The sequence below is a fragment of the Staphylococcus nepalensis genome (assembly GCF_002442935.1).
GTDB lineage: Bacteria > Bacillota > Bacilli > Staphylococcales > Staphylococcaceae > Staphylococcus > Staphylococcus nepalensis.
Genome location: NZ_CP017466.1, coordinates 909,309 through 925,489, shown reverse-complemented (window position 1 = coordinate 925,489; position 16,181 = coordinate 909,309). Strand labels below are relative to the sequence as shown.

Here is a 16,181-nt window from a genome sequence, read left to right as displayed (position 1 = left end):
TTATTGTTTTTCTACTGTCACTAAGTGACTTACTTTGTTGATTTGCCCACGAATAGCAGGGTTATCTTCAACAACTACTGAAGAGTTTGTTTTTTTCAAACCTAAAGCTTCAACAGTTTTACGTTGTGTTTCTGGACGACCTATAACACTACGAGTGAGGGTAATTTGTAATTTAGCCATAACTTATTTTCCCTCCTTAATTATATAATTCTTCTACTGACTTGCCACGTAATTTCGCAACTTGTTCAGCATTTTTAAGGTTTTGTAATCCATTAAGTGTTGCACGCACCATGTTGATTGGTGTGTTTGATCCTAAAGATTTACTTAAGATATCAGTGATACCTGCTAATTCTAATACTGCACGAACAGGGCCACCCGCAATAACACCAGTACCAGGAGCTGCTGGTTTCATTAATACACTACCTGAACTGAATTGTCCAGTAATCGTGTGAGGCGTTGTACCTTCGACACGTGGAACTTCAACTAAGTTTTTCTTAGCTGCTTCTACTGCTTTTTTGATTGCTTCAGGTACCTCTTGTGCTTTACCAGTACCGAATCCAACGCGACCGTTTTTGTCTCCAACTACTACTAAAGCGCTAAAACGGAAACTACGACCACCTTTTACAACTTTTGCAACACGGTTAATTGTAACAACGCGTTCTTCAAATTCTTTCGCTTCTTCTCTACGAGCCATGTAAATGTCCCTCCTTTAAATTAAAATTCTAAACCATTTTCACGAGCTGCATCTGCTAACGCTTTAACACGTCCGTGATATAAATATCCTCCACGGTCAAAAACAATTGTTTTCACACCATTTTCGCTAGCTCTTTTAGCAACAGTTTCGCCGACTTTAGCTGACAAATCAACTTTTGATCCAGTTTCGTTAGCTAGATCTTTATCTTGAGTTGAAGCTTGTGCTAATGTTCTGCCATTAACATCATCGATAACTTGTGCATAAATGTGTTTATTTGAACGATAAACATTTAAACGTGGTTTTTCAGCAGTGCCAGCTAGTTTGCTACGGACACGTGCATGTCTTTTTAAACGCACTTTATTTTTATCAATTTTGCTGATCATTTTATTACTCCTTTCTTCTGAAAGTTATTTATTATTTACCAGTTTTACCTTCTTTACGGCGAACATATTCACCTTGGTAACGAATTCCTTTACCTTTATAAGGTTCTGGAGGTCTTACTGAACGAATGTTTGAAGCGATAGCTCCAACTTGTTCTTTAGAGATACCTTCTACAGTTACTGTAGTGTTCTTCTCAACGCCGAACGTGATACCGTCTTCAGCTTTAAACTCAACTGGGTGAGAGTAGCCAACGTTTAATAATAGGTCATTACCTTGCATTTGCGCACGGTAACCTACACCTACAAGTTCAAGTGTTTTTTTGTAACCATCTTTAACACCTTGAATCATATTATTGATTAAAGCACGCGTTGTACCATGAACTGTTCTATCATCTTGAGAATCAGTTGGTCTTACAACTTCTAATGTGTTTTCATCTTGTTTATATGTCATTCTTTCATTCATTGTTTGTGATAATTCACCTTTAGGACCTTTAACAGAAACTGTATTTCCTTCGATAGTTACTGTAACGTCACTAGGGATGTCAATAATTTTTTTACCAACACGACTCATGTTATCGCACCTCCTTATTATTAATAATTACCAAACGTAACCTAAGATTTCTCCACCAATATTACGTTTTCTTGCTTCTTTATCAGTGATAACACCTTCAGAAGTTGAAACTAATGCAATACCTAAACCATTAAGTACTCTTGGTACTTCATTCGCTTTAGCATACACACGTAAACCTGGTTTTGAGATACGTTTTAATCCAGTGATAACACGTTCATTATTTTGACCATATTTAAGGAATAAACGGATAACCCCTTGTTTATCGTCTTCAACATATTCTACGTTTTTAATGAAACCTTCACTTTTTAATATTTCAGCAATTTCTTTTTTAATATTTGAAGCAGGTAATTCTAACTTGTCATGACGCACCATGTTTGCGTTTCTTACTCGAGTTAGCATATCTGCAATTGGATCGTTGATTGTCATTGAATGTTGCCTCCTTTCAGACTTTTTTCTATTACCAGCTAGCTTTACGAACGCCAGGGATTTGGCCTTTATAAGCTAATTCACGGAAACAAATACGGCATAATTTAAATTTACGATATACAGAATGTGGACGACCACAGCGTTGACAACGCGTATATTCACGTACTTGGAACTTTTGTTTTTTTTGTTGCTTAGCAACCATTGAACTTTTAGCCACTTAATTAGCCTCCTTTAGAGATTATTTTTGAAATGGCATACCGAATTGTGTTAACAATTCACGAGCTTCCTCGTCAGTGTTAGCAGTCGTTACGATAACGATATCCATTCCTCTTATTTTGCTTACGCGATCATAGTCGATTTCAGGGAAAATTAATTGTTCTTTAACACCTAATGTGTAGTTACCTCTACCGTCGAATGCTGATTTTGAAACACCACGGAAGTCACGTACACGTGGAAGTGATACAGATATTAATTTATCTAAAAAGTCATACATTCTTTCACCACGAAGTGTTACTTTAGCTCCAATTGGCATACCTTCACGTAAACGGAATGTAGCGACAGATTTTTTTGCTTTAGTTACTAATGGTTTTTGCCCAGTGATTGCTTGTAATTCTTCTACAGCATCATCTAATACTTTAGCGTTTTGTACAGCATCACCAACACCCATGTTTACTACAATTTTTTCTATTTTTGGTACTTCCATTACAGAACTATAGTTGAATTTTTTCACTAAGTCGGATGTAACTTCGGTATTGAATTTTTCTTTTAAACGATTCACAGTGGATCCTCCTTTCAACTAGTTATTAATTATTAGATTTGATTTCTTCGCCAGATTTTTTAGCTACACGAACTTTTTTGCCATCTTCGAATTTATAACCTACACGAGTCGGTTCATTCGTTTTTGGATCTAATAATTGTACATTAGAAACATGGATTGCTGCCTCTGTTTCTAAGATTCCACCTTCAGGATTAAATTGAGTTGGTTTTTGGTGTTTTTTGATAGTGTTAACACCTTCCACAACGACACGGTCTTTTTTAGGTTCAGTAGCTACTACTTTACCTTCTTTACCTTTGTCTTTACCTGCGATAACTTTTACGTTGTCACCTTTTTTGATATGCATGTGTGGCACCTCCTTAAATTTATATATTTATAAATAGTTTATTATAGTACTTCTGGAGCTAATGATACGATTTTCATGAAATTACCTTCACGTAATTCACGCGCAACTGGTCCAAAAATACGAGTACCACGTGGGCCTTTGTCGTCACGAATGATGACACATGCATTTTCATCAAATTTGATATATGAACCGTCATTACGACGTACACCTGATTTAGTACGTACAACAACAGCTTTAACTACTTCACCTTTTTTGACAACGCCGCCTGGTGTAGCATGTTTAACAGTAACGACGATAACGTCACCAATGTTCGCTGTTTTACGACCAGATCCACCTAATACTTTGACTGTAAGTACTTCACGTGCACCAGAGTTATCTGCTACTTTTAATCGTGTTTCTTGTTGGATCATGAGTTAAACCTCCTTTATCTTCACTGTTTATTAAATAATTACTGATTCTTCAACAATATCTACTAAACGGAAACGCTTAGTTGCTGATAAAGGACGTGTTTCTTGAATCTTAACGATGTCCCCTAATTTAGCTGAGTTGTTTTCATCATGTGTTTTGTATTTTTTAGAGTATTTTACTCGTTTGCCATATAGTTTGTCGGTCTTGTATGTTTCAACAAGTACAGTTACTGTCTTATCCATTTTATCGGAAACGACTCTACCTACATAAACTTTACGATCATTTCTTTCGCTCACTTTAGTAACCTCCTCTTTCAATTAAATTATTGATTAGCCTTACCTTGTTCAATTTCTCTTTCACGAGCAACAGTTTTTAGACGTGCAATCGTTTTTCTTACTGTACGAATACGTGCAGTTTCCTCTAATTGACCTGTAGCTAACTGAAAGCGTAGGTTAAAAAGCTCCTCTTTTGAAGATTTGATTTGTGCTTCGATTTCAGAAGTGGTTAAGTCTCTAATTTCCTTAGCTTTCATTTGTTTCACCACCCAATTCTTCACGTTTTACAAACTTAGTTTTAACTGGAAGTTTGTGACTTGCTAAACGTAATGCTTCACGCGCAACTTCTTCGTTTACGCCTGCAACTTCAAATAAAATTCTACCTGGTTTTGCAACAGCAATCCAGCCTTCAACGGCACCTTTACCAGCACCCATACGAACTTCTAAAGGTTTTTTAGTGTAAGGTGTATGTGGGAAGATTTTGATCCAAACTTTCCCGCCACGTTTCATATAACGAGTCATTGCAATACGAGCTGATTCGATTTGACGAGATGTAATCCAAGACGTTGTAGTAGCTTGTAAACCATACTCACCAAATGTTACATAGTTACCGCCTTTAGAACGACCAGTTGTTTTAGGACGATGTTGACGACGATATTTAACACGTTTTGGTAGTAACATTATTATTTTCCTCCTTCACTAGTGTTCTTAGTAGGAAGAACTTCTCCACGATAAATCCACACTTTAACACCTAACTTACCATAAGTTGTGTCTGCTTCTGCGTGTGCATAGCCTATGTCAGCACGTAGTGTATGAAGTGGAACAGTTCCTTCTGAATATTGTTCTGCACGAGCGATATCAGCACCAGCTAAACGGCCAGATACTTGTGTTTTGATACCTTTAGCACCTTGTTTCATCGCTCTTGTAATTGCTTGTTTTTGTACACGACGGAATGATGCACGGTTTTCTAATTGACGTGCAATGTTTTCTGCTACTAATTTAGCATCTAAATCAACTTTTTTGATTTCAATTACGTTGATGTGTACTTTTTTGTTTGTTAATGAATTTAATTTGTTACGAAGTTTTTCAATTTCTGAACCGCCTTTACCGATTACCATACCTGGCTTACCAGTGTGAATAGCGATGTTGATACGATTAGCAGCACGTTCAATTTCTACATGAGAAACTGAAGCTTCTTTTAATGCGTTATCAATAAACTTACGGATTTTTAAATCTTCGTGTAATAATGATGCGAAGTCTTTTTCTGCATACCATTTAGCTTCCCAATCACGGATTACACCGACACGAAGTCCAATTGGATTAATTTTTTGACCCACAGTGTTCCCTCCTTAAGAATTTATTAAGCTTCTTTCGCTTCTTCTTTACCGTCACTCACGACGATTGTAATGTGGCTTGTACGTTTGTTGATCGCACTTGCACTACCTTGTGCACGTGGACGGAAACGTTTTAATGTTGGTCCTTCATTAGCATAAGCTTCTTTAACTACTAATTCATCTGTATTCATGTCGTAGTTATGTTCAGCATTCGCTAAAGCGGACATTAATAATTTTTCAATTACTGGCGATGAAGCCTTGTTTGTTAATTTTAAGATCGCAATCGCTTCACCAGCGCTTTTGCCTCTAATTAGATCTAATACTAATCTAACTTTACGAGGTGCGATTCTTATTGTTTTAGCAACCGCTTTTGCTTCCATTCCAATTTCCTCCTCTACCTGTTAGATACTATCTTCTTGTTTTTTTATCGTCTGCTACGTGACCTTTAAATGTACGTGTTGGTGCAAACTCTCCTAGTTTATGACCAACCATATCTTCTGTTACGAATACAGGTACATGTTTACGTCCATCATAAACAGCGAATGTATGTCCGATGAAATCAGGGAAAACAGTTGAACGACGTGACCAAGTTTTGATTACTTGTTTTTTCTCACTTCCGCTTTGAGCTTCAACCTTTTTCATTAAGTGATCGTCAACGAAAGGTCCTTTTTTAATACTACGAGCCATAGTGGCGCCTCCCTTCTTATTATGTGCGTGCAGCGTTTAAGCCGCACACCCAAATAAGTTATTTTTATTTTTTCTTCTTACGTCCACGAACGATAAGTTTATCAGATGATTTTTTACCGCGACGTGTTTTCTTACCAAGTGTTGGTTTGCCCCATGGTGACATTGGAGAAGGCATACCGATTGGTGCGCGTCCTTCACCACCACCGTGTGGGTGATCGTTAGGGTTCATAACAGAACCACGAACTGTTGGGCGAAGACCTTTCCATCTTGAACGGCCAGCTTTACCAACATTAACAAGTTCATGTTGAATATTGCCAACTTGACCTATTGTCGCACGGCAAGTTGAAAGAATCATACGTACTTCGCCAGATCTTAATCTGATTAATACATATTTACCTTCTTTACCTAATACTTGCGCACTAGCGCCAGCAGAACGAGCAATTTGTCCACCTTTACCAGGTTTCAACTCGATATTATGAATAATTGTACCTACTGGAATGTTTTGTAATGGTAATGCATTACCAACTTTAATATCTGCATTTTCACCGTTTTCAAGTATTTGACCTACTTTTAAGTTTTTAGGCGCAATAATGTAACGTTTTTCTCCATCAGCATAAAATAACAATGCGATGTTTGCTGAACGGTTTGGATCATATTGAATTGAATCAACTTTTGCTTGGATACCATCTTTGTTACGTTTGAAATCAATTACACGGTATTGACGTTTATGCCCTCCACCATGGTGGCGAACAGTCAATTTACCTTGGTGATTTCGTCCCGCTCTTTTCGGTAGCGGTTGTAATAATGACTTTTCTGGAGTAGTTTTCGTAATTTCTGCGAAATCTAAACTAGTCATATTACGACGACCGTTAGTAATTGGCTTATATTTTTTTAGAGCCATTGTCGTTTACCTCCTTATTGGTAATTTATTAGTTAAATAGATCGATTGATCCTTCTTTTAGTTTAACGATTGCTACGCGTCGTTTGTTTGTATAGCCTTGGTAACGGCCCATACGTTTTTTCTTCGGTTTGTAGTTGATGATGTTTACACTATCAACTTTAACATCGAAGATTTCTTCTACAGCAATTTTTACTTGTGTTTTATTAGCACGAGTATCAACATCGAATGTATATTTGTCTTCAGCCATTGCAACTGATGATTTTTCAGTAATTACGGGGCGCTTAAGAACGTCTCTTGCTTCCATTATCCGAGCACCTCCTCAACTTTTTTAGCAGCTGCTTCTGTGATTACTACACTGTCAGCGCTTGTTAAATCTAGAACGTTTAAACCTTGTGCTGTTGTCACTTGAACGCCAGGGATGTTACGAGCTGATAATGCCACGTTCACATCTTCAGATTCTGTGATTACTAACACTTTTTCAGGTTGTTCTAAGTTAGAAAGTACAGTTTTGAATTCTTTCGTTTTCGGAGCTTCAAAACTTAATGTATCTACAACTGTTAAGCTATTTTCTTGTGCTTTAAATGATAATGCTGAACGCAATGCTAAACGGCGCATTTTTTTAGGCATTTTATAAGCATAGCTTCTTGGTGTTGGTCCGAATACGATACCACCACCACGCCATTGTGGAGCACGAATTGTACCTTGACGCGCACGTCCTGTACCTTTTTGTCTCCATGGTTTACGTCCACCACCACGTACTGCTGAACGGTTCTTAACAGCATGAGTACCTTGGCGTAATGAAGCACGTTGTAAGTTAATTGCTTCAAAAAGAACATTGTTGTTTGGTTCGATTGCAAATACTGCATCGCTTAATTCAACTGAACCTGATTTAGTTCCATCTACTTTTAATACATCATAATTTGCCATTATGCATTTCCTCCTTTCGCTCTATTTTATTTATTACCTTTAATTGATGAAGAAATTTCTAAGAATCCTTTTTTAGGACCTGGCACGTTACCTTTTACTAAAATAACATTATTTTCAGTATCAACTTGAACTACTTCTAAGTTTTGGACTGTTACAGTGTTTCCACCCATACGTCCAGGCATCTTTTGTCCTTTGAAAACTTTTGAAGCGTCTGACGCCATACCTACTGAACCAGGTGATCTATGGAAATGAGAACCATGTGACATTGGTCCGCGTGCTTGATTATGACGCTTAATGGCACCTTGGAAACCTTTACCTTTAGATACGCCAGTTACATCAATGATTTCACCGGCTTCAAATGTATCAACTGAGACTTCTTGACCTACTTCGTATTCATCAACGTTAACGTTTCTGAATTCACGAATGAAGCGCTTAGGTGCTGAATCTGCTTTTTTAGCATGTCCTTCAGCTGGCTTATTAGCATATTTGCTTGATTTGCTTCCTTTTTTGTAAGCTTCTTTATCAGCATAGCCTACTTGGATTGCATTATAGCCATCTACTTCTTCAGTTTTCTTTTGTAATACTACGTTTTTACTAGCTTCTACTACTGTTACTGGGATTAAATCACCATTTTCACCGAAAACTTGTGTCATCCCGATTTTTCTTCCTAAGATTCCTTTGGTCATCGAAAGTCCACCTCCTAATTTTTTTATAATTTAATTTCGATGTCTACACCGGATGGTAAGTTTAAGCCCATAAGAGCGTCTACTGTTTTTGGTGTAGGGTTAACAATATCGATTAAGCGTTTATGTGTACGTTGTTCGAATTGTTCACGTGAATCTTTGTACTTATGCACGGCACGAATTACAGTGTAAACTGATCTTTCAGTTGGTAACGGAATTGGTCCAGAAACGTCTGCACCAGAACGTTTTGCTGTTTCAACAATTTTTTCTGCAGATTGATCGATAACTCTGTGATCATAAGCTTTTAATCTGATTCTGATTTTTTGTTTTGCCATAATTTTCCCTCCTTATACGTCTACATTTAAGTGATAGACTTCTCCACGAAAACTATCTCACACAGCGCCATGGCAAAGCGGCCGGGTGTGTCAGTAACCTTTCGCTTCATCGCGTGTTCTTAAAGTCCAACATTAGATATGTTACATGAAAAGCAGTGAGTTTTCAAGCTTTTCTGCAAAACTTTTTTACTTTTTGCCTAACACATACCTTGTTATTATACTTGAATAAAATATTCAGTTCAACCTCTTTTGAAAAATTTTTATACTTTTATTTTATGATAGTCATCGAATGACTAAATATTATTTTTCTTTTTTAATTTCGTTTATACTATACAATGTCAGGTGGTGAATATTTATGAAAAGTGGTATTCGTACAACGCTTATCGTATTAAGTCTCATTTTAATTATTGGAGAATTTATATATGGCGTTCCCTTTTTAGGAGGCAGTATTATCTTTAGTTTTGGTTGGCAGCCATTGCTTTTGAATGCATTGCTGTATTTTATAATTGTTATTATATTAGTTGCAGATAAGCAAAATACTATTAAACCAATGTTATTAATTCCATTATTAGGTGTGATTGGTTCATTTATAGCATTTGTACCGTTTATCGGTATGATCATCCATTGGATTTTATTCTTTTTAATGTTGTTCTTTATTTTAATTGTATTTTCTACGCCACTATATATCCCAAATAAGCATGCAAAAGTTGTTTATACTCAAGAAAAACAGGAAGAAAAAAATTAGTTATCATATTATTCATACTTTCTAGTTAGGTGAAACATTATAATGTAGAAACTGGTTTTAATACGTCGTTATGTAACTTATATATAAATAAAAAATCCCTTTGCATTCGAATTATCTCGAAGCAAGGGGATTTTATTTTTAACCATGAACAAATACAAAATATAATATAAACAATATCATCAAACCGTACATAATGGGATGTACTTCTTTATGTCTTTTAGAAATTAACATTGTAATAGGATAAAAAATGAAACCACATGCAATACCTGTAGCGATTGAATACGACAACGGCATCATGATAATCGTAATAAACGCGGGCACCGCAACTTCAAATTTTTTCCAATCAATTTCTGCAAAGTTAGCCGCCATTAAAACCCCTACTACAACTAATGCTGGCGTAGTAACTGCGCTTGTTACTACTTCCATAAGCGGACTGAAGAATATCGCTAACAAAAAACAGAAGCCTGTAACTACACTGGCAAATCCTGTTCGCGCACCAACAGCTACACCAGAACTAGACTCTATATAGGATGTTGTCGTAGTTGTACCAAAAATGGCGCCCACAATCGTGGCTAATGAATCAGAGAAAAGCGCACGTCCGGCTCTTGGTAATTTATTATCTTTCATGATACCTGCTTGTGTAGCTACGGCAACAAGTGTCCCCGCAGTATCAAAGAAATCTATAAACAAGAAAGTTAAAATAACGATTAAAAATTGAACCGTAAATAGTTGCGCTGGATCTTTAAATGCTTCAAATGCAGCACCAAAGGTTGGTTCAATACTTGGTATCTTACCTACGATTCCACTCGGCGTATGTATTAAGCCAGTTAACATACCTGAGATAGAAGTGATAACCATACCTATAAATATGGCACCTGGAACTCTTACTGCATAAAGTATCACTGTAACCACGATACCAAATATTGTTAGCAATACTGGACCATCTGTAATATTTCCTAGTGTTACTAATGTAGAATCATTATTAACAATAATTCCTGAACTTTGTAATCCTACAAATGTAATGAAGAGCCCTATACCTGCAGATACTGCCATTTTCATTTGAAAAGGTATTGCATTAATAATTGTTTCCCTAAGACCTGTCATAGTTAGAAATGCGAAAACGACACCAGAAAATAGTACGCCTGTTAATCCAATTTCCCATGGTATACCCATAGTTAATACAACAGTAAAAGCGAAGAATGCATTTAATCCCATACCTGGCGCTAAACCTATAGGATATCTAGCTATTAGTCCCATAAATAGCGAACCAACAAATGCTGCTAGCGCAGTGGCAACAAAAATGGCGCCTTGGTCCATCTTCATGCTTTCGGATACCCCGTCTACACCTGCTAAACTAAGTACTTGAGGGTTAACAGCTAAAATATATGCCATTGATAAGAAAGTTGTTAAACCACCAAGTATTTCTTTTTTATAATTAGTCTCATGTTTATCAAACTTGAAATACTTTTTCACAGTAAGTTCTCCTTTTTTTAAAATACCTACATATTCTAATACCAAACTTACTAATTTACAATAGTAAACACGAACTTTGATATATTTTTATATCTTTTTGTTCGATAAAACTAAAATTTAAGTCCTTTTAATGCGTCTTGGAATGGATTATTTTCTATACCTTCATCATTATTCATATATTTTTTTAGATCTTTTTTATTTACTTTATCAGACTTTTTATTTTTATGGCGTTTATCCATTTGTGCCTGTGTTTCAGTATGGCCACATACACAACGATAAACTGCTTCTTTACCTTTACCAAATAACATCATTTTTTTATGACAATTAGGACAACGTGCGTTCGTTTTTCTTTGGATATTTTTCTTAGTCTTACATTTAGGGTCCTGACAAACAAGCATTTGTCCATTTTTTGTTTTAACTTTAATCATAAATTTTCCACACGTTGGACATTCAGTTGTTGTTAGGTTATCGTGTTTATAATTTTGCTTACTTTCTTTAATTTCATTAACGACTTCATGCGTAAAAGACTTCATCTCAGATATAAATTGATTTGCATTATATTTTCCTTGTTCAATTAATGAAAGTTTTTCTTCCCATTCTGCTGTTAATAATGGGGAAGTTAATTTTTGTGGCGCTAATTCTAAAATTTGCTTACCTTTGGAAGTAACTTTTATTTTTCCATCACGTGATTCAATCGCATTCATATTAAATAGCTTATCGATGATATCTGCTCTAGTCGCAACTGTGCCAATACCGCCTGTTTCTTTCAATGTTTCATTGTGCTTTTTATTATTCAATTTAAAGAATTTTTGTGGGCTTTCCATCGCTTTTAATAAAGTTCCTTCATTAAAGTACGATGGAGGTGTTGTTTCTTGTTGTTCGATTTTGTATTGTGTAATTTTTAATTTGGAGCCTTCCGATAATTGCTCGACTTGATTATTAACCGCTTCCTTATTTTCATAAATCGCTTTGAAACCTAATTTTGTTGTAATTTTATCTTTTAATACAAATTGATAGTTTCCTATTAATAAATTAATAGCTACAGCTTCATATTCATGAGGAGGCATAAGATTTTCTAAAAATCTTTGAGCAATCATCATATATATTTTTGATTCACGTTGCGTTAACTGTTGCATATCAGGACGCACTTCTGTTGGTATAATTGCATGATGGTCTGATACTTTTTGGTTATTTATAAATTTTTGATTTTTTGAAAATGATTGTGCTATTTGTAATTTTGCAATTTCCTTTAAAGAAGTACCCATAATTGCTTGAACGCGATCTTTAAGTGTGTTTACCATGTCATCAGTTAAATAATTCGAATCTGTACGTGGATACGTTACAAGTTTATGTCTTTCATACAAAGCTTGTAAGACATTCAATGTTTCTTTTGGCCCGAAGTGATAACGTTTATAAGCCTCCTGTTGTAAATCTGTTAGATTAAATAGTTTAGGCGCGTATGATTTCTTATGCGTTTTATTTATTTTTTCCACTAACGCTGGTTTGTTGTTTATTTCATTTTTAATGTTTTCAAACACAGTTTTATCAGTTGCTGATTGTGGATTCACACTTTGGAATGTAAGGCCATCAGCAATAACTTTCATTGTAAAATACATCTGTGGTGCGAAATGATTAATTTCGTTTTGTCTCATTTGAACAAGTTGTATTGTCGGCGTTTGAACTCTTCCAAGTGATAGTTGAGCATCATATTTCGTAGTTAATGCACGTGTTGCATTAATTCCAACAATCCAATCTGCTTCGCTTCGAGCTAACGCTGCATAATATAAATTATTAAATTTGCGTCCATCTTGTAACTTTGAAAAACCATTTTTAATAGCTTTATTCGTTACTGAGCTGATCCATAACCTTTGAATAGGTTTTTTATTATAGGCTTTATCCAATATTAATCGAGCAACCAGTTCGCCTTCTCTCCCAGCATCTGTTGCTATAATAATGTCTTTTACATTTTTATTATTGATTAAAGATTGTACTATAGAAAATTGTTTTTTTGTCTTGCTAATGACAACCGTCTTCATATGTTTAGGTATAATCGGCAGGTCATCCAGCTTCCATTCTTTATAATTATTATCGTATTGTTCTGGCGTCGCATTTGTGACTAAATGTCCTAGCGCCCAAGTCACGATATATTTACTATTTTCGAAATAGCCATTACGTTTTTCATTTATATTTAGTGCTTTGGCAATGTCTCTGCCTACTGAAGGTTTTTCAGCAATAATAAGTGATTTCATAATTTCGTCCTTTCAAATTCAATATAATATTTATTGTAACATGTATATAGCACATCAAAACTTCCATTTACATGAAAAAGTTCTTATAATTAACTTAATAGTTCATCATATGGAGGGAATGATATGAAAACAACAAATCCGAAAGATGTCGATCAAATTCTAGAATTTCTAAATAGTGCTAACTACCAATTTGCTTCTTATTTATATAAACTACCTCAAATGCACAATGATATTAGAACTGTTATTTCAGACGCTATAAAAGATCCAGGTGTATTTGCAAGTGTCAATGAGCAAAACCAAATAACGATGTTAATCTTAGCACTAAAATATGAGCATAATAAATATAAAGTGATTGGGCCTTTCTTAGCTGAAAATATAAAACCATCTATTGAAGATATGAATCATCTTTTTGAAAGTTTGGCAAAGAGCAAACCTGATTTTGCAAATTTCAATTTCTCTTTCGAAGAAAACGAACAAGACTATTTACCATTCATGAAATCTTTAGGTGCGTCTTATAACTTTACTGACTATCATCTCATTACTACGAAAGATATGGGCGAAGTCAATAACGCCCAAAATATTATTGAATATCAACCTGCTTTTTACCGTTATTTTAGTAAACTTCACAATGAAACGTTTAAACATGATGTCATGACTGCTGATGAAATCGTCGAATCATTGGATGACTGTCATCGCTTATTTATATTTATGTCAGAGGGATTGCTTAAAGGTTATCTATTCCTTGAAATCTATGAAAATAATCATATTGCTGAAATTAAGTATTTTTCTTCTCATTCTGATTATAGATTAATGGGTATCGCTTTTGATTTACTTTCATATTCATTACATTTTGCATTTACATCTTATAATATCAACAAAATTTATTTTAAAATTCGTAGCAAAAATTCAACTTTAGTTGAGCGGTTCAACGAACTAGGTTTCAATATTAATTATGAATATAAAAAATTCAAATATGTAGCTGCATATATTTAATTGTAAGCGTTTTATAAGTTTCTTGTTTAAGTTATATATTCATATTAATTTTATAAATAAAAAGGCTGCACTATAATCTAATATTTTTACTATCCGATAACTTTACTTTAGAATATATATCTAGGGCGATCAAAAATGATTGTTTTATATAGAAGGAAAGTAAAATTAAATAGAGAGTGAGTGAAGCTTAATTATGGATTTATTAATTGCCCTACTCCCTGCGTTGTTTTGGGGGAGTGTTGTTTTAATTAATGTGCTCGTTGGTGGAGGCCCTTACAATCAAATTAGAGGTACTACTTTCGGTGCGCTTATTATTGGTATTTTACTCTTACTTACTGGCAATACAAAATTCGACGACCCCATCGTTATTATTGTAGGTTTAATTTCTGGTGCTTTTTGGGCATTAGGACAAGGATACCAATTAAAATCAGTGAGTTTAATTGGTGTATCTAAAACCATGCCAATTTCTACAGGTTTGCAACTTGTCGGCACAACTTTATTTAGTGCCATTTTCTTAGGTGAGTGGAGTACTGGAACTCAAGTTGCACTCGGCTTAGTAGCAATGGTTTTACTTGTTGGCGGTATTGCGCTTACATCTATTAAAGGAAAAAATGAAGCATCAGAGAATACCAAAAACTTTGGTAAAGCGATTCCTATTTTATTAATTTCTACAGTAGGCTATGTCGTCTATGTGGTAGTTGCTCAAATATTTGGTGTAGATGGCATTAATGCCCTCTTCTTCCAATCTATAGGTATGGCAATTGGCGGATTAATTTTATCTGCTAAACATGAAACTTCAATAAAAAGTACAGTTTGGAATTTAATCCCAGGTGTAATTTGGGGAATAGGTAACTTGTTTATGTTCTATTCACAACCTAAAGTAGGCGTAGCAACTAGCTTTTCATTTTCACAATTATTAGTAATCGTCTCTACACTTGGAGGAATATTCTTATTAGGTGAAAGAAAAGACAAACGTCAAATGATTGGCATATGGACAGGTATAGTACTAATCGTTATAGCTGCCTTTGTCTTAGGTAATATTAAAGGTTAATATAGAAGCGTTACAACAAAGCATTATCAATCAATATACTTTATTATATGATCTAAACTTTTAAAGTATGCCGAATAACAAGGAGGAATTTTAAATGTTTAAAGATTTAGAAGGTAAAGTCGTTGTTATTACTGGGTCTGGCAGTGGTATAGGAAAAGCAATGGCAGAACAATTTGGTGAAGAAAAAGCCAATGTCATATTAAACTATCGTTCTGAACGTCATATGGATGCTATCGAGTCCTCAATTAAATTCATAGAGGACGCTGGTGGTAAAGCTATTAAAGTTCAAGCAGATATCTCAAAAGAAGATGATGTTAATCATCTTGTCCAATCTGCCGTTAAACATTTTGGTACACTTGACATTATGATTAATAACGCTGGGTTCGAAAAACCTATACCAACTCACGAGATGCCTTTAGAAGAATGGCAAAAAGTGATTGATGTCAACCTAACTGGTGCTTTTTTAGGTTCAAAAGCTGCAGTTAATCAATTTCTTAAAGAAGATAAACAAGGTATTATTATTAATACATCAAGCGTTCACGACAAAATTCCTTGGCCAAACTATGTCAATTATGCCGCGAGTAAAGGCGGGTTAAAATTAATGATGGAAACAATGTCTATGGAATACGCACAATACGGCATTCGCATTAATAATATCTCACCAGGCGCAATTGTAACTGAACATACAAGAGAAAAATTCTCAGATCCTAAAACACGCGAAGAAACCTTAGAAATGATTCCAGCTAAAGCAATCGGCGAAGCTGATGAAGTAGCTAACGTTGCAAGATTCCTCGCATCTGATTTAGCAAGCTATATTCACGGAACTACCATTTATGTGGATGGCGGAATGACAAACTATCCAGCATTTATGGGAGGTAAAGGTTAACATACCTCCTCGTCTATAACAAACCAACTTATTTAGATTGGC

26 protein-coding genes are annotated in these 16,181 nt (G+C 35.1%); 4 read left to right on the top strand and 22 right to left on the bottom strand.

Annotated features, from left to right (window positions below):
• The 20 genes from rpmD to rpsJ all read right to left on the bottom strand — a co-directional run bounded on the left by rpmD (position 1) and on the right by rpsJ (position 8,742).
• A complete protein-coding gene (rpmD, locus tag BJG89_RS04140; protein WP_096808695.1) occupies positions 1 to 180 on the bottom strand; it encodes a 50S ribosomal protein L30 in 180 nt (59 codons plus the stop codon).
• A gap of 16 nt (positions 181 to 196) precedes the next feature.
• Positions 197 to 694, bottom strand: a complete 498-nt coding sequence (rpsE, locus tag BJG89_RS04135) for a 30S ribosomal protein S5 (protein ID WP_096808694.1) — start codon at positions 692 to 694, stop codon at positions 197 to 199.
• A 20-nt stretch (positions 695 to 714) separates the two neighbouring features.
• Positions 715 to 1,077 carry a 50S ribosomal protein L18 gene (gene rplR / locus BJG89_RS04130; RefSeq protein ID WP_096808693.1) on the bottom strand — a complete coding sequence of 121 codons (363 nt, stop codon included), beginning with the start codon at positions 1,075 to 1,077 and terminating at the stop codon, positions 715 to 717.
• A 31-nt stretch (positions 1,078 to 1,108) separates the two neighbouring features.
• Positions 1,109 to 1,645 carry a 50S ribosomal protein L6 gene (gene rplF / locus BJG89_RS04125; protein WP_096808692.1) on the bottom strand — a complete coding sequence of 179 codons (537 nt, stop codon included), beginning with the start codon at positions 1,643 to 1,645 and terminating at the stop codon, positions 1,109 to 1,111.
• 27 nt (positions 1,646 to 1,672) lie between these two features.
• Positions 1,673 to 2,071: a 30S ribosomal protein S8 gene (gene rpsH / locus BJG89_RS04120; protein WP_096808691.1), complete on the bottom strand. Its 399-nt coding sequence runs from the start codon at positions 2,069 to 2,071 to the stop codon at positions 1,673 to 1,675.
• 31 nt (positions 2,072 to 2,102) lie between these two features.
• Positions 2,103 to 2,288: a type Z 30S ribosomal protein S14 gene (locus BJG89_RS04115; protein ID WP_096808690.1), complete on the bottom strand. Its 186-nt coding sequence runs from the start codon at positions 2,286 to 2,288 to the stop codon at positions 2,103 to 2,105.
• A 21-nt stretch (positions 2,289 to 2,309) separates the two neighbouring features.
• Entirely contained in the window at positions 2,310 to 2,849 is a 540-nt protein-coding gene (rplE, locus tag BJG89_RS04110; protein WP_096808689.1) for a 50S ribosomal protein L5, read from the bottom strand.
• A 25-nt stretch (positions 2,850 to 2,874) separates the two neighbouring features.
• The gene (gene rplX, locus BJG89_RS04105) at positions 2,875 to 3,192 is read right to left on the bottom strand and encodes a 50S ribosomal protein L24 (protein WP_096808688.1); all 318 of its coding nucleotides are present in this window, start codon (positions 3,190 to 3,192) and stop codon (positions 2,875 to 2,877) included.
• Between the two features lie 41 nt (positions 3,193 to 3,233).
• Entirely contained in the window at positions 3,234 to 3,602 is a 369-nt protein-coding gene (gene rplN / locus BJG89_RS04100) for a 50S ribosomal protein L14 (protein ID WP_019468649.1), read from the bottom strand.
• A gap of 30 nt (positions 3,603 to 3,632) precedes the next feature.
• The gene (gene rpsQ, locus BJG89_RS04095; RefSeq protein ID WP_096808687.1) at positions 3,633 to 3,896 is read right to left on the bottom strand and encodes a 30S ribosomal protein S17; all 264 of its coding nucleotides are present in this window, start codon (positions 3,894 to 3,896) and stop codon (positions 3,633 to 3,635) included.
• Positions 3,897 to 3,922: 26 nt separating this feature from the next.
• A complete protein-coding gene (rpmC, locus tag BJG89_RS04090) occupies positions 3,923 to 4,132 on the bottom strand; it encodes a 50S ribosomal protein L29 (RefSeq protein ID WP_002509269.1) in 210 nt (69 codons plus the stop codon).
• Positions 4,122 to 4,556 carry a 50S ribosomal protein L16 gene (gene rplP / locus BJG89_RS04085; protein WP_019468647.1) on the bottom strand — a complete coding sequence of 145 codons (435 nt, stop codon included), beginning with the start codon at positions 4,554 to 4,556 and terminating at the stop codon, positions 4,122 to 4,124. Before rplP ends, rpmC begins: the two co-directional genes overlap by 11 nt.
• Positions 4,557 to 4,558: 2 nt before the next feature.
• Complete coding sequence (gene rpsC / locus BJG89_RS04080) at positions 4,559 to 5,212, bottom strand: 30S ribosomal protein S3 (RefSeq protein ID WP_096808686.1); 654 nt, start codon at positions 5,210 to 5,212, stop codon at positions 4,559 to 4,561.
• A 23-nt stretch (positions 5,213 to 5,235) separates the two neighbouring features.
• Positions 5,236 to 5,589, bottom strand: coding sequence for a 50S ribosomal protein L22 (gene rplV, locus BJG89_RS04075; protein ID WP_096808685.1), 354 nt, complete (start codon positions 5,587 to 5,589; stop codon positions 5,236 to 5,238).
• Positions 5,590 to 5,617: 28 nt separating this feature from the next.
• Positions 5,618 to 5,896 carry a 30S ribosomal protein S19 gene (gene rpsS / locus BJG89_RS04070; RefSeq protein WP_096808684.1) on the bottom strand — a complete coding sequence of 93 codons (279 nt, stop codon included), beginning with the start codon at positions 5,894 to 5,896 and terminating at the stop codon, positions 5,618 to 5,620.
• 64 nt (positions 5,897 to 5,960) lie between these two features.
• Positions 5,961 to 6,797 carry a 50S ribosomal protein L2 gene (gene rplB, locus BJG89_RS04065; protein WP_096808683.1) on the bottom strand — a complete coding sequence of 279 codons (837 nt, stop codon included), beginning with the start codon at positions 6,795 to 6,797 and terminating at the stop codon, positions 5,961 to 5,963.
• Positions 6,798 to 6,825: 28 nt separating this feature from the next.
• Positions 6,826 to 7,101, bottom strand: a complete 276-nt coding sequence (gene rplW / locus BJG89_RS04060; protein ID WP_019468642.1) for a 50S ribosomal protein L23 — start codon at positions 7,099 to 7,101, stop codon at positions 6,826 to 6,828.
• Positions 7,101 to 7,724 carry a 50S ribosomal protein L4 gene (rplD, locus tag BJG89_RS04055; protein WP_096808682.1) on the bottom strand — a complete coding sequence of 208 codons (624 nt, stop codon included), beginning with the start codon at positions 7,722 to 7,724 and terminating at the stop codon, positions 7,101 to 7,103. The genes rplW and rplD overlap by 1 nt, the downstream gene beginning before the upstream one ends.
• A gap of 26 nt (positions 7,725 to 7,750) precedes the next feature.
• The gene (gene rplC, locus BJG89_RS04050) at positions 7,751 to 8,410 is read right to left on the bottom strand and encodes a 50S ribosomal protein L3 (protein ID WP_096808681.1); all 660 of its coding nucleotides are present in this window, start codon (positions 8,408 to 8,410) and stop codon (positions 7,751 to 7,753) included.
• A 23-nt stretch (positions 8,411 to 8,433) separates the two neighbouring features.
• Positions 8,434 to 8,742 carry a 30S ribosomal protein S10 gene (rpsJ, locus tag BJG89_RS04045; RefSeq protein WP_002482611.1) on the bottom strand — a complete coding sequence of 103 codons (309 nt, stop codon included), beginning with the start codon at positions 8,740 to 8,742 and terminating at the stop codon, positions 8,434 to 8,436.
• Between the two features lie 355 nt (positions 8,743 to 9,097).
• Here rpsJ and BJG89_RS04040 point away from each other — a divergent pair, with 355 nt between their 5' ends.
• Positions 9,098 to 9,487 (top strand): hypothetical protein, encoded by a 390-nt coding sequence (locus tag BJG89_RS04040; protein ID WP_096808680.1) that lies wholly within the window; start codon positions 9,098 to 9,100, stop codon positions 9,485 to 9,487.
• Between the two features lie 138 nt (positions 9,488 to 9,625).
• Here BJG89_RS04040 and BJG89_RS04035 read toward each other — a convergent pair whose 3' ends face one another.
• Positions 9,626 to 10,960 carry an NCS2 family permease gene (locus BJG89_RS04035; RefSeq protein ID WP_096808679.1) on the bottom strand — a complete coding sequence of 445 codons (1,335 nt, stop codon included), beginning with the start codon at positions 10,958 to 10,960 and terminating at the stop codon, positions 9,626 to 9,628.
• A 110-nt stretch (positions 10,961 to 11,070) separates the two neighbouring features.
• Positions 11,071 to 13,209, bottom strand: a complete 2,139-nt coding sequence (locus BJG89_RS04030; protein WP_096808678.1) for a DNA topoisomerase III — start codon at positions 13,207 to 13,209, stop codon at positions 11,071 to 11,073.
• Positions 13,210 to 13,332: 123 nt separating this feature from the next.
• Between BJG89_RS04030 and BJG89_RS04025 the strand changes: the two genes are divergently transcribed.
• The 3 genes from BJG89_RS04025 (at position 13,333) to BJG89_RS04015 (ending at position 16,139) form a co-directional block, all read left to right on the top strand.
• Entirely contained in the window at positions 13,333 to 14,202 is an 870-nt protein-coding gene (locus BJG89_RS04025; protein WP_096808677.1) for a GNAT family N-acetyltransferase, read from the top strand.
• 193 nt (positions 14,203 to 14,395) lie between these two features.
• Positions 14,396 to 15,253 carry a RhaT/GlcU family sugar-proton symporter gene (locus BJG89_RS04020; RefSeq protein WP_096808676.1) on the top strand — a complete coding sequence of 286 codons (858 nt, stop codon included), beginning with the start codon at positions 14,396 to 14,398 and terminating at the stop codon, positions 15,251 to 15,253.
• A gap of 94 nt (positions 15,254 to 15,347) precedes the next feature.
• A complete protein-coding gene (locus BJG89_RS04015; protein ID WP_096808675.1) occupies positions 15,348 to 16,139 on the top strand; it encodes a glucose 1-dehydrogenase in 792 nt (263 codons plus the stop codon).
• Positions 16,140 to 16,181 lie beyond the last annotated feature (42 nt).